The sequence below is a fragment of the Protofrankia sp. BMG5.30 genome (assembly GCF_001983005.1).
GTDB lineage: Bacteria > Actinomycetota > Actinomycetes > Frankiales > Frankiaceae > Protofrankia > Protofrankia coriariae.
Window position 1 is genome coordinate 103,794 of the sequence record NZ_MOME01000005.1, and the last position, 12,913, is coordinate 116,706.

Annotated in this window: 9 protein-coding genes; 2 read left to right on the forward strand and 7 right to left on the reverse strand. The window is 70.4% G+C overall.

What is annotated here, in order from left to right; translation table 11 throughout:
* Positions 1–249 precede the first annotated feature (249 nt).
* Positions 250–2,094, forward strand: coding sequence for an acyl-CoA dehydrogenase (locus BL254_RS02270; RefSeq protein WP_076842387.1), 1,845 nt, complete (start codon positions 250–252; stop codon positions 2,092–2,094).
* A gap of 242 nt (positions 2,095–2,336) precedes the next feature.
* On the opposite strand, the gene BL254_RS02275 is transcribed toward BL254_RS02270, so the two are convergent.
* The 4 genes from BL254_RS02275 to BL254_RS24735 all read right to left on the reverse strand — a co-directional run bounded on the left by BL254_RS02275 (position 2,337) and on the right by BL254_RS24735 (position 7,239).
* Positions 2,337–2,573: a hypothetical protein gene (locus tag BL254_RS02275; protein WP_076842388.1), complete on the reverse strand. Its 237-nt coding sequence runs from the start codon at positions 2,571–2,573 to the stop codon at positions 2,337–2,339.
* 262 nt (positions 2,574–2,835) lie between these two features.
* Entirely contained in the window at positions 2,836–4,443 is a 1,608-nt protein-coding gene (locus BL254_RS02280) for a dihydrolipoamide acetyltransferase family protein (RefSeq protein ID WP_076842457.1), read from the reverse strand.
* A 166-nt stretch (positions 4,444–4,609) separates the two neighbouring features.
* Positions 4,610–5,542 carry an alpha-ketoacid dehydrogenase subunit beta gene (locus tag BL254_RS02285; protein ID WP_254857752.1) on the reverse strand — a complete coding sequence of 311 codons (933 nt, stop codon included), beginning with the start codon at positions 5,540–5,542 and terminating at the stop codon, positions 4,610–4,612.
* Between the two features lie 137 nt (positions 5,543–5,679).
* Positions 5,680–7,239, reverse strand: a complete 1,560-nt coding sequence (locus BL254_RS24735; protein WP_139342142.1) for a thiamine pyrophosphate-dependent enzyme — start codon at positions 7,237–7,239, stop codon at positions 5,680–5,682.
* A gap of 504 nt (positions 7,240–7,743) precedes the next feature.
* Here BL254_RS24735 and BL254_RS02295 point away from each other — a divergent pair.
* A complete protein-coding gene (locus BL254_RS02295; protein WP_235433585.1) occupies positions 7,744–8,700 on the forward strand; it encodes an LLM class F420-dependent oxidoreductase in 957 nt (318 codons plus the stop codon).
* Between the two features lie 241 nt (positions 8,701–8,941).
* Here BL254_RS02295 and BL254_RS02300 read toward each other — a convergent pair whose 3' ends face one another.
* The 3 genes from BL254_RS02300 to BL254_RS02310 all read right to left on the reverse strand — a co-directional run bounded on the left by BL254_RS02300 (position 8,942) and on the right by BL254_RS02310 (position 12,663).
* Positions 8,942–9,358, reverse strand: coding sequence for a Fur family transcriptional regulator (locus BL254_RS02300; protein WP_076842389.1), 417 nt, complete (start codon positions 9,356–9,358; stop codon positions 8,942–8,944).
* A 747-nt stretch (positions 9,359–10,105) separates the two neighbouring features.
* The gene (locus BL254_RS02305; protein ID WP_076842390.1) at positions 10,106–11,377 is read right to left on the reverse strand and encodes a pyridoxal phosphate-dependent aminotransferase; all 1,272 of its coding nucleotides are present in this window, start codon (positions 11,375–11,377) and stop codon (positions 10,106–10,108) included.
* A gap of 527 nt (positions 11,378–11,904) precedes the next feature.
* On the reverse strand, positions 11,905–12,663 hold the full coding sequence (locus BL254_RS02310; RefSeq protein ID WP_076842391.1) for a metal ABC transporter ATP-binding protein: 759 nt from the start codon (positions 12,661–12,663) through the stop codon (positions 11,905–11,907).
* Positions 12,664–12,913 lie beyond the last annotated feature (250 nt).

Sequence of the window (12,913 nt, forward strand, 5' to 3'; positions counted from 1 at the left end):
CCATAGAGCGCCACAGAGCCGGACGCCTTTCCGTCGCGTCCGTCGCGTCCACGCGGAAAGTTTCGCCGCGCCATGTCATTCGCTACGCAATGTCATGGGTCTGGCTCGCTCCGGCTCGTTGTTCCGAGTTCCACGCATCTGTACCAAGGATGGTTACCGGCGGGTAGCATGGGTATGAGTTACTGGCCAGTAGGAGTACGCCGGCCCCATCGGTGAGCACCGAGGCCGGCTCTTCCCCGGGAGACAGCCATGGGGCACTACAAGAGCAACCTCCGCGACATCGAGTTCAACCTGTTCGAGGTGCTGGGTGTCGACAACACGCTCGGGCACGGCCCGTTCGCCGACATGGATCGCGACACGGCCCACGAAGTACTCGCCGAACTCGACAGACTGGCCACCGGCCCGATTGCCGAGTCGTTCGCGGACGCCGACCGCAACCCGCCGGTCTTCGACGCCAGCTCCGGCAGCGTCACCCTGCCGGAGTCGTTCAAGAAGTCCTACGCCCAGCTCATGGAAGGCCAGTGGTGGCGGCTGTTCGTGCCGCCGCACCTCGGGGGGATGGGCGCGCCGCCCTCGGTCGCCTGGGCCGCCTCGGAGCTGGTCCTCGGGGCCAATCCGGCGGTGTTCATGTACATGAGCGGGCCCACCTTCGCGGCGATTCTCGACCGGCTCGGCACCGCCGAGCAGAAGAACCTCGCCCGGCTGGCGATCGAACGCCAGTGGGGCGCGACCATGGTCCTTACCGAGCCCGACGCCGGCTCGGACGTGGGCGCCGGGCGCACCAGAGCGGTACCTCAGCCCGACGGCAGCTGGCACATCGAGGGCGTGAAGCGTTTCATCACCAACGGTGACTGGGACGTACCGGAGAACATCTTCCACCTCACCCTGGCCCGGCCGGTCGGCCACGGGCCGGGCACCAAGGGCCTGTCCATGTTCCTGGTGCCGAAGTTCCTGGTGGACCCGAACACCGGCGAGCCCCGCGAGCGCAACGGCGTCCACGTCTCCAACGTCGAGAAGAAGATGGGGCTGAAGGTCTCCGCCACCTGCGAACTGCGCTACGGCGAGAAGCAGCCCGCGGTCGGCTGGCTGGTCGGCGACGTCCACGACGGCATTGCCCAGATGTTCGAGGTCATCGAGTACGCCCGGATGATGGTGGGCACCAAGGCCATCGCGACACTGTCCACCGGCTATCTCAACGCGCTCGAGTTCGCTCGGACCCGGGTCCAGGGCGCCGACCTGACCCGGCTGCTGGACAAGACCGCGCCGCGCGTCACGGTCATCCACCACCCGGACGTCCGGCGGATGCTGATGGTGCAGAAGGCGTACGCGGAAGGCATGCGGGCGCTCGTCCTGTACACCGCCACGATCCAGGACAGGGTCGCCCTGGCACATGCGGCGGGTACCCGGGACGAACTCGCCGAACGGCTCAACGACCTGCTGCTGCCCATCGTCAAGGGCGTCGGCTCGGAACGGTCCTACGAGCTGCTCGCGACGTCCCTGCAGGTCCTCGGCGGCTCCGGCTACCTGCAGGACTATCCGATCGAGCAGTACATCCGGGACGCCAAGATCGAYACCCTGTACGAGGGCACCACGTCCATTCAGGGGCAGGACTTCTTCTTCCGCAAGATCGTGCGGGACCGGAGCACGGCGCTGGGCGCGCTGCTCGGCGAGATCCAGGCGTTCGCCAAGGGCGACGCCGGCGACGGCTCGTTGCGGCGCGAACGGGAGGTCCTCGGCGTCGCGCTGGACAACGTCCAGTCGATGGTCGGCACACTGGTCGGTTTTCTCACCAGCGTGGCGGAGGATCCCCRCAACGTGTACAAGGTCGGCCTCAACACCACCCGGCTGCTGATGAGCGTCGGCGACCTCGTCATCGGCTGGCTGCTGCTGCGCCAGGCCGAGGTCGCGGAGAACGCGTTGGCCGCGCGGGGGGCGGCGGGGATCCTGTCAGCCAAGGAGCAGGCCTTTTACGTGGGCAAGGTGTCCGCGGCCCGCTGGTTCGCCGCGAACGTGCTGCCCGAACTGTCCGCCCGGCTCGGCGTCCTGGCGGCCACCGACCTCGACCTGATGGACCTCCCCGAGGAGGCGTTCTAATAGCCAGCAGACTGGTATCTGGTATCTGGTAGCTCTGGGTAGCTGCCTGTTAGGAAGGTGGCGCGGGCAAGTGCCCCGTCCGCGCCACCGGACCCGTGCCCGCGTCGCCTGCCCGGATCCGGCGTGCCGGGCCGGGTAGGCCCGGCGGAGTCCCGGGGCCCGGGACTGGTCCTGGGCCGTCTGACGGTAGATCCTCGACCGGGGACGGCCCCGGTGCGTGCCGGATGCGCCCTGGGACGTGCCTAGGACGTACGCAGCGGCGGGAACGCCTGGTCCAGTTCGTTGCGCATGTCCCGTTTGAGCAGGTCATCGGCCTCGGAGGCGCCCTGCCCCTCCAGGAGGAACCGGGCGACCCGCAGCGTCAGGTCGACCCGTTCGGCAAGGTTGAGAGCGCCGTTGAAACGTCCGCTGGAGYCTGCGGAGGTCAGGACCTTGGCGACGAACTCGTCCGCCGCCTGCAGTGCCTCCACGCGCGTCATGCGTTCCACCCCTTTGTGCCGGAAGCCGTACCGGAAGCCCTAAGCAAGGCRCAACCGTACCAGGCAAGCTTCTTCCTCCGTTGTCCACCCCATCCCACGCGCTTTGCCTCGGTTGGGATTTCTACTCGATCTGTTGTGTTCACGCCGGCGGGTACCCTCGAAGGTCCAACCCGTCTGCCTGCTCGTGGCAAATAGTAATTATTTGATGACAAATGATTACCGGCTGCTGTCCTGGTGGGCTGCCCGTGTCCTCGTCGGTAGGTCAGTTCCAGGCAAGGGTCACGGTCGGGTCGGTGAGCATCCGGGCGACGTCCGCAAGCACCCTGGAGCCAAGTTCGYCGTCGACGATCCGGTGGTCGAAGGTGAGGGCGAGCTGCGCCACCGTCCGGACGGCCAGTTCGCCCTCGTGCACCCAGGGCATCGGACGGATCGCCCCCAGCGCGAGGATCGCCGCTTCCGGCGGGTTGAGGATGGGGGTTCCGATGTCGATGCCGAACACCCCGACGTTGGTGATCGTGATCGTCCCGCCGCGCAGCGCCTCCGGTGTGGTCTTTCCGCCGCGGGCGGTGACGGTCAGCTCGTGCAGCGCGTGCGCGAGCTCGACGAGGCTCATTCGGTCCGCGTCCGCGATGTTCGGTACGACGAGCCCGCGCGGCGAGGCCACCGCGATCCCGAGGTTGACGTACCCGTGGACGGCGATCCGCGCGGGCTCGTCGCCGACCGCGTCCTCCCAGCGGGAATTGATCATTGGTTGGCGGCCGACGGCCGTCAGCAGCGCCTTGGCGACGAACAGCAGCGGGGTCACCCTGACGTCGGCGAACTCGGGCAGCGCGGCCAGCCGGTCGCGGGCCGCCATCGTCTCGGTGACGTCCACGCTCACGAACTCGGTGGCCTGCGGCGCGTTCGCCACGCTGGACACCATCGCCTGCGCGGTCGCCCGCCGGACGCCCGTCACCGGGATGCGGCGGACCCGCTCCTGGTCGGTGTCGTGGCCGTTCGCGAACGTCCGGGCCGCCTCGACGTCGGCGCGGCTGATCGTCCCGTGCGGCCCGGTGCCGACGACCGTGCCCAGGTCGACACCGAGGTCGCGGGCGAGCTTGCGCACCGGTGGTTTCGCGAGCACGGCGACGGCCTGGGCCGACCGCCGCGGCCCGGCGGGGCTGTCGACCGGCCGCGGGCTGCCGGGTCGGCCAGCGGGCTGCGCCGACCCGCGTGTCGCGGGCCAGCCGGCCACCGCCGTCGAGGCTGCCCCGTCCGTCCTGCCTGCCGAGGCCTGGCGCCTGTCTGCCGGGTCCTGGCGCGAGCTTCGGCGCGAGGCCCGCCGGGACACCCCGGACGCCCCGCGCGGACCGTACCCGACCAGCACGGGCATCCGCTCGTCGCCCCGCTCGTCCGAACCGGACGCGGCGGGACCGGGCGGGTGGCCGGCTGCGGGATCCGGGCTGGACGCGGCCACCGGCGCCGGACCGCGCCGCCGGCCCTTCGCGGCACCCGGACCGGCCGTGACGGGGCTGGCGCCGCCTGCCGTGGCGTCCGCGCCAGCCGTCCTGTGAGTGCCGTTGGCGCTGGATTCGGCGCTGTCGGTGGCGGCGTCCACAGTTTTGGTTCCGCTGCCGGTTTCGCCGCCGGCGCCGGTGTCGATGGTCACCAGTGGCTGCCCCACCTCGACCGTGTCGCCCGGCTCGGCGTGCCGGACGGCCAGCACGCCCGTGAACGGGGAGGGCACCTCCACCAGCGCCTTGGCGGTCTCCACCTCGGCGATCGGCTGGTTGACGGCGACGTGCTCACCCACCTCCACCAGCCATCGGACGATCTCGGCGTCGGGCAGGCCCTCACCCAGGTCGGGGAGCCGGAACTGCGCACGTGACACGGTGACCTCCAACTGGTGACCGGGGACAACCGATGACCGGGAACGGCCGATGACCGGCACCCGGTCCTGCGGCATCACGAAGGCTCTTGAACATCTCGCTGTCGGCGGGCGGCCGGTACGGGTAGATACGGGTCGGTAGGGGTCGATACGGGTCAGCAGATGCCGGTCAGTAGCTGAACGATCGGTCCACGGCGTCGAGCACCCGGTCGACGTCTGGCAGGTAGTGCTCCTCCAGACGAGATGGCGGATACGGGGTGTCGTATCCCGTGACACGTAGCACTGGGGCTTCCAGCGAGTAGAACGCCTTCTCGGTGACCCGCGCGGCGATCTCCGCGGACAGGGACACGTTCGACGGCGCCTCGTGCACCACCACCAGCCGCCCGGTCCGCCGGACGGACGCGAACACGGGCGACAGGTCGAGCGGGGACAGTGTGCGCAGGTCGATCACCTCGAGCGCGCGCCCCTCCTCGGCCATGACGGCGGCCGCGTCCAGGCAGGTCCGCACCATCGGGCCGTAGGCGACCAGCGTCGCGTCGTCCCCGGGGCGCACGACCCGGCTGACGTGCAGCGGAGCGGCCGCCGACAGCGGCAGGCCGGTGGTGACCTCGGCCTTGTCCCAGTAGCGGCGCTTGGGCTCAAAAAAGATCACCGGGTCGTCCGTGGCGACGGCCTGGCGGATCATCGTGTGGGCRTCGACCGGGTTGGAGCAGGCCACCACCTTCAGCCCGGCGGTGTGGCAGAAATATGCCTCTGGTGACTCACTGTGGTGTTCGACCGCGCCGATGCCTCCGCCGCAGGGGATCCTGACCGTCACGGGCAGGCGGACACGGCCCCGCGTCCGGTAGTACATCTTGGCCAGCTGGGTGACGATCTGATCGAAGGCGGGGTAGACGAAACCGTCGAACTGGATCTCSCACACCGGCCGGAACCCGCGCATCGCCAGCCCGATCGCCGTCCCGATGATCGCGGATTCCGCGAGCGGGGTGTCGATCACCCGTTCCTCGCCGAAGTCGGCCAGCAGCCCGTCGGTGATGCGGAAGACCCCGCCGAGCCGGCCGACGTCCTCGCCCATCACGACGACTCTCGGATCGTCCTCCATGGCCGTGCGCAGCCCCGCGTTGAGGGCCTTGGCCAGGGTCAGCGTCGACGACCTGGCCGCGGCGACCCGCGGGTGCGACGTGGCCACAGCGCCCTGCTGGCGTGGGGTGGTCGCGGCATCCTGCTGGCGCGGCATGGTCACAGCGCCCTTCTGGTGCCGCGGGCCGTCGCCACGGTGACCGTCGACGCCGGCCGGACCACTGCCGCCCGGCCACCCGGGCGTTCGGCTCGCTGGGCCGTCCCGGCCGGTCGGGACGGCTCGTTCCGGGGTACCGGCTCGCTCCAGTAGGACGCTTCACTCCGATGGGACGGCTCGCTCTGGTAGGCCGGTTCGGCCTGGTCGGTCTGCTCGGCCTCGGTGAAGCCGGCCTCGGGGAGGTCGGCTTCGGTGAAGTCGGCGAACGTGGCCCGCGCGTTGACCAGTTCCTCGGTGTCGTGCACATACACGTGGTCGAACAGGCTCAGCGGAGCCGGGTCGGGCAGGTTCAGGCAGCGTTGCCGCAGGGTGGCCGCGAGCGCGTCGGCCTCCCGGTCCAGGGCGGCGGCCGCGTCGTCGTCCAGCAGTCCACGACCACGCAGGTAGGCCGCCATCCGCTGGACAGGGTCGAGGGCGCCCCAGCGCGCGAGCTCCGACGCCTGGCGGTAGCGGGACGGGTCGTCCGCGGTGGTGTGCGCGCCCATCCGGTAGGTGACCGCCTCCACCAGGGCCGGTCGTCCCTGGCGGGCCTGGTGGAGCGCCCAGCGCGTTACGGCCAGGGTCGCCAGCACGTCGTTGCCGTCCACCCGGACGCCGGCGATGCCGAACCCGCGGGCCCTGAAGTAGATCGGGACGCGGGTCTGCCGCCGTGTCGGCTCGGAGATCGCCCACTGGTTGTTCTGGCAGAAGAAGACCACCGGCGCTTCGAACACGCCCGCCCAGTTGAACGCCTCGTTGACGTCACCCTGACTGGACGCTCCGTCGCCGAAGTAGACCAGGGTCGCCGGCAGGTCGTCGCCGCCACCGGCGGTGCCGCYGCTCCCGCCGCTCCCGCCGCTCCCGCCGGTGCCGCTGGTGCTGTCGGTGGCGGCGGCGGGCCGGTGGGCCGTCCCGACCGGCCGGCGACCCAGACCCGTCCTGACCTCCTTGGTGACCCCCATGGCGTAGCCGGTCGCGTGCAGGACCTGGGAGCCCACCACGATCGCGTACGTCTGGAAGCCGTGTTCGTCCACGTCCCAGCCACCGTGGGCGACCCCGCGGAACAGGCCGAGAACGTCCAGCGGATCGACGCCCCGGCACCAGGCCACCGCGTGCTCACGGTAGGTCGGGAAGACCATGTCGTCGGTGCGCAGCGCCCGCGCCGAGCCGACCTGGGCCGCCTCCTGCCCGCGCAGGCTCGCCCACAGACCGAGCTCGCCCTGGCGTTGCAGGGCGGTCGACTCCTCGTCGAGCCTGCGTGCGATCACCATGTCGCGCAGGAGCCCGATCAGGTCGGCGTCGGTGAGGTCGGCGAGGTACGGATCGTAGTCGGCCAGGGGCAGCCGGCGCCCGTCCGGTGTCAGCAGCCGGACCGGCGCGGTGTCGTCATCGTCGCCGGCGCCGGCGACACTGCCGGTGCCGGCGTCCGCCGGGTCGCGCGGGACGGGTGCGGCGACGGTGTCGAGGCGGTCTGTGTCGGGAGCGGACTCTGTCTCAGCGGACTCTGTGTCAGGAGCGGACATGGCGTCCTCCGGTCGTCCTCGGCCGTTCCCGAGATCGTCGGTGACGGCCTGCGCGATGGGTGTACCCGGTGGATCTCTGTTGGTGTCGACATCCACCGGACGCGCCCGAGGCGGCCGGCCACGCGGGTCGGCGGGACCGCCGCGCAGTAGACGATAGTCGTCCGGACGCGGTGAGCAAGCTCGGACGCCCGGCCTGACCTCGACGAATCCGGCTGGCCCGGACCTGCTCTGGGTCGATTCATCCGGCTCGTTCGTCCGGCTCGGCCCGGGTCTGGACGGAGCCTGCTCGGCCGGGTGCCGGCCGGGTGCCGGCCGCGCGAGCGACACTCCCTCGCGGCCAGGTCGCCCGACGGGCGGTCGGTGCCTCGGCCCGGATAGCGTGGTGCGGTGACAGTTGCGCAGACGCCCATCACCGCCGGTGAGCCGGAGCCGGTCGGGACGGAGCCGGCCGGGACAAGGTCGGCTGGGACGGGGCCGGCCGCGCCGGAGGCCGGCGTACCCGCCATCGCGGCCCGCCCCGCCGACCCGTCCGCCTCGGTGACGCTCGGCCAGGTCGGGATCTGGAGCGGCCAGTTCGACTACTCGCCGGCGTCCGTGGTGCGCGACGCCGTCGCCGAACTCGACGAACTGGGCTATCCCGCGGTCTGGACCGGCGAGGTCAGGGGCCGGGAGGTGCTGGTCACCGCGGGGCTGATGCTCGCGGCGGCGCCACGGCTGACCGTCGCCACCGGCATCGCGCAGATCCTCGCCCGGCACCCGCAGACGATGGCGGCCGGGCAACTGACGCTGGCCGAGGCGTTCCCCGGCCGGTTCCTGCTCGGCGTCGGTGTGTCGCACGCGTCCCTGATGGAGATCCGCGGGGTGCCGTACACCAAACCGCTCACGCAGATGCGCGCCTACCTCGACGAGATGGACGCCAGCGCCCGGGAGCAGTACCGGGCGGTTCCGCCGGCGTCGTCACCGCGGGTGCTCGCCGCGCTCGGGCCGAAGATGCTGGAGCTGGCGCGCGCCCGGGCGGACGGCGCTCACACGTTCTTCGTGCCGCCGGAGCACACCGCGAGCGCCCGGGCGATCCTCGGGCCGGGCAAGCTGCTCGTCCCGGAGCAGGCGTTCGTCCTGGACACCAACCCCGAGACCGCGCGGGAACTGGCCCGGCGGCACACCGGCTCCTACCTGCGGCTGCCGAACTACACGAACAACCTGCGCCGATTCGGCTTCACCGACAGCGATTTCGCGGACGCGGGTTCGGACCGGCTCGTCGACACGATCGTGCCCTGGGGCGACCCGGACGTCCTGCTCGGCCGGATCAAGGAGCATCTGGACGCCGGCGCCGACCACGTGTGCGTCCAGGTGCTCGACCCGGACCGCCGCGGGCTGCCCCGCCGGCAGTGGCGGGAACTCGCCCCGGCGCTGGTCAGCCCACCCGGCGGGAGCCGTCCGGAGCAGGGCGCCGGCCGCTAGCCAGGCCGAGCCGACAGCCGGCCGAGCCGGCAGCCGCTCAACAACGGGTCGCGGACACCGTCCGCGACCGTCCGCACAGGTAATGATCAAGAAGTGTTTGTCGTTCTGTACGGTTTTCGGCCCGTGAGCGTACACAGCGACAAACTCGCGGTGATCTTTCCTGGCGGTCGGGAGCGCACGTCCGTGCCATCGTTGGCCTCGCTGTCTGCGCGGCTACGTATGGTTACGGTACGGATGTCGTTCAGCTTGGGGTGGCCGCGGCGGCGCRGTCGGCGCAGGTCCCGTAGATCTCCAGGGTGTGGGCGACGTCGGTGAAGCCCGCGGCCGCGGCGACGCGGTCGGTCCACGCCTCGATCTCGGGCCCCTCGACCTCGACGGTCCGGCCGCAGTGGCGGCAGACCAGGTGATGGTGATGGTTGTCGGTCGCGCAGCGGCGGTAGAGGGTCTCCCCGTCGTCGCGGCGCAGCACGTCGACCTCGCCCCGGTCGGCGAGGACCTGCAGATGCCGGTAGACGGTGGTCAGGCCGACGGCCTGCCCCATGTCGCGCAGGTGGGCGTGCAGGTCCTGGGCGCTGGTGAACGCGTCGATCTCGGCCAGCGCGGCGCAGACGGCGTCTCCCTGACGGGTGGCCCGGACAGTGGTTCCACGGCCGAGCATGGCCCGGCGGCCACCGCTACCCGGCCCGGCCCGCGATGGTTCCGTGGTGGGCGCGGCCCCCCGGGACGATGCCGTCGGGGCGGGGGTCGCTCGGCTGGATTCGGCACTGGACACAGCCTTCACTCTCTCACCGTACGGCGGCCGGGGCCCCGGACGACGGGTCTCTGTCAGATCAGGAGACGGAACGTCAGACCAGGAAGACGGAACGGTTTCGACACGGGCGTCTTCGCGGCTGGCATCACACACCGTTACTCATGTCCGACATCCCGCGGTGGCAGATCCAGCGCTCCTCAGTCGTAGGTGAAAACCGCTGCCGACACGCCGTTTTCCACCTACGGCCTGCGTGGGTGTAGGTGGAAAACGCTGTCATCGCAACCTTTTCCACCTACTCCTCCACTGCCCCACCTACGGCTTCCGCGGTGGGACGGCCGCCAGCGGGCGGTCGCAGCCGCGTCGGCGGCCATCGGCGGGTGCCGGCGGTACTGCGGCGGCCCAGTTCCCTCGGTCGGTACGGTTGCGCGGCAGCCACCACCTCGTCCCGGCGCCGTTCCTGACCAGACCCGAACCGGTTACGGCCGTCATCGTCAGATCCGTGCCCGGGGCCGCCAAAAACCACCAATATCCGGCGAAATGAATACGTCGGGTAAACCCGGCCAGCGATTCCGTCATCTCCGACTGGTTCGAATTCTGCCCGTTCGGACTCTTCTGTACGAAAAAGGTTAATCCGGGCATCCTGTCGCGGGCGGGTCAGCCCGGTACGTGTTGTGGCTCGAAGGTGGGCAGTCCGTCCCGGCGGTGGACCGTTTCCCCCTGGGCGTAGGCGGTGAGGAACCTGCTGATGCGGCCCACCGCGTCGGTGAGGTCGTCCACGTCCGGCAGCGTGACGATCCGGAAGTGATCAGGCCGCGGCCAGTTGAAACCCGTGCCCTGCACAACCATGATTTTTTCGGCCAGGAGCAGGTCCAGGACGAGCCGTTCGTCGTCGGTGACCGGGTAGACGTCCGGATCGAGCCGCGGGAACGCGTACAGCGCCCCTTTCGGCTTCACGCACGACACGCCAGGAATGTCGTTGAGCAGCTTCCACACCACGTCCCGCTGCTCGTGCAGGCGGCCACCGGGCAGGACGAGGTCGCCCGCGCCGCTGTCGTCCTCGAGCGCGGCCCGCATGGCGAACTGGCCCGGGACGTTGGCGCACAGCCGCATGTTGGCCAGGATGTTGAGCCCCTCGACATAGCTGGACGCGTGCGTGCGCGGGCCCGAGAGCACCATCCAGCCGGAGCGGAAGCCGGCCAGCCGGTRCGCCTTGGACAGCCCGTTGAACGTCACGCACACGACGTCCGGGGCGAGGGCCGCGGTGGAGATGTGCTCGGCGTCGTCGTAGAGGATCCGGTCGTAGATCTCGTCCGAGAAGATCATCAGGTTGTGCTGGCGGGCGAGTTCGACGATGCCCTCGAGGATCTCGCGGTCGTAGACCGCGCCGGTGGGGTTGTTCGGGTTGATCACTACGATGGCGCGGGTGCGCGTGGTGATCCTGCCGGCMATGTCGTCCAGGTCCGGCATCCAGCCGGCCGGCTCGTCGCACAGATAGTGGACGGGCCGCCCGCCGCACAGGCTGACCACAGCCGTCCACAGCGGGTAGTCCGGCGCCGGGAGCAGCACCTCGTCGCCGTCGTTGAGCAGCGCCTGCAGTGACATCATGATCAGTTCTGAGACGCCGTTGCCGAGGTAGACCCCGTCGGGGTCGATACCGGTGATGCCCTTCCCGTTCGCGTACCGGACCGCGGCCGTGCGGGCGGAGAGCAGGCCCTTGGAATCGCTGTAGCCCTGTGCCTCGGCGAGGCCGTTCACCACTGCCTCAAGGACCGCCGGTGGCGCGTGGAACCCGAACGGCGCCGGGTTGCCGATGTTCAGTTTGAGGATGCGCTGACCAGCGGCTTCCAGCTTCGTCGCCTGGTCCAGGACGGGGCCCCGGACGTCGTAGCAGACGCCGGTGAGCTTGTCGGACTGGGTGAACTCCATGAGCCAAGGGTAGGTGCACCGTCCACCGGGTTTTCTCGCCCATGACGAGTGGGCCACGCTTTTCGGAACCTCGGGCACGCACAGTGCAGGACCAACGGCCAACGGCGATGCGATCATGTTTGCGACATGCTGCCGGCAGGCGGACTTTTCGGGCCATGCGGGTTTCCGGCGCATGGTGGGTTGAAGACGGGCGGTCATGCGTTTGCCGGCTCCGGTTTCCGTCGGGTCCGGGTGGTCCGGAAAGCGATCCGGATGGTCCGGATACCGATGGTCCGGAAGGCTTTCGGCCCGGAAGGCACGCGGGCCCGAAGGTCTGCCGGGTCATTCGGATCCGCCGGGCTACCCGGTACGGATCACTCGCGGCCGTGGGTCCCGCGCCCAGCCACGATGCCCGCTCGCGATGCCCGCTCGCGATGCCCGCTCGCGATGCCCGGTAGGGATGTCCAGCCGTGGCGCCCGGCCGGGGCATCCAGCGGATCATTCGATACCGGCCGTGTTCCGACAGCTGGATTCGGATGTCTGGGCGGCTATTCGGCGCGGTGCCGCGACAGATGGTGCCGCGGCCGATGATGCGGCAGGTGCTGGGGGCTGCCGCCGTGGTAGGTGGTGCGCAGCTTCTCCGAGGTGAGGGTGACTGCCGCCGGTCCGGAGCCGAACTGGCGGCGGTTGAGCAGCCAGACGCTGTCGCAGGTCAGATGGGCCAGCGCGAGATCGTGCGTGGACATCATGACGCTGGTGCCGGCCGAGCGCATGGYCGCCAGCGCGGACAGCAACGCCTGCTGGGAAAGGACGTCCACACCGTCGAACGGCTCGTYGAGCAGCAGCAGGTACGGCTGCTGGGCGATGGCACGGGCGAGGAGCACCCGCTGACGCTGCCCGCCGGGCAGCGCCTCGAACCGGTCCCCGGCGCGGTGGGTGAGCCCGACCGTTTCCAGGGCACGTGCCGCGATGGCCCGGTCCGTGCGGGTGGGCCGCCGTACCCAGCCGAGCGAGCGGTAACGACCCATGAGGACGGCCTGGGCGACGGTCACCCGCGGGTCGGGCCCGAGAGCGTCGACCTGCGGGACGTAGGCGACCCGGCGGCGGGCCTGCATCGGTGGGCAGCCGAGTACCGTCACCGATCCGCTCACCACCGGGGCAAGCCCGAGCAGCGCTTTCATCAGCGTCGACTTTCCGGCGCCGTCCGGGCCGATGACGGCTACGGTACGGCCGCTTTCGACCGTTCCATGGACGTTCTCCAGCACCGGGACCCGGTCGTAGGCGACCGTCGCCCGGTCGAAGACCACGGCCGGGGACGTTCCGGGCCCTCGCGTTTCATCCGATACGGCCGGATCAGATGGTGGATCGGATACGACCCGCGAATCCGACGCGACCGGACCAATGGGGCCGTCCGGTCGGGCTGGCCGCCAGGCGGCCGTGACCGTGTCCTGTTCCGCGAGATCCACCGACCATACGACTGATTTCCTGAATGTGGAGCTCGACAACCACCGCGTTGCCTCGGTCATGCTCCGAGACGGTACGACCACTGGACGCGTC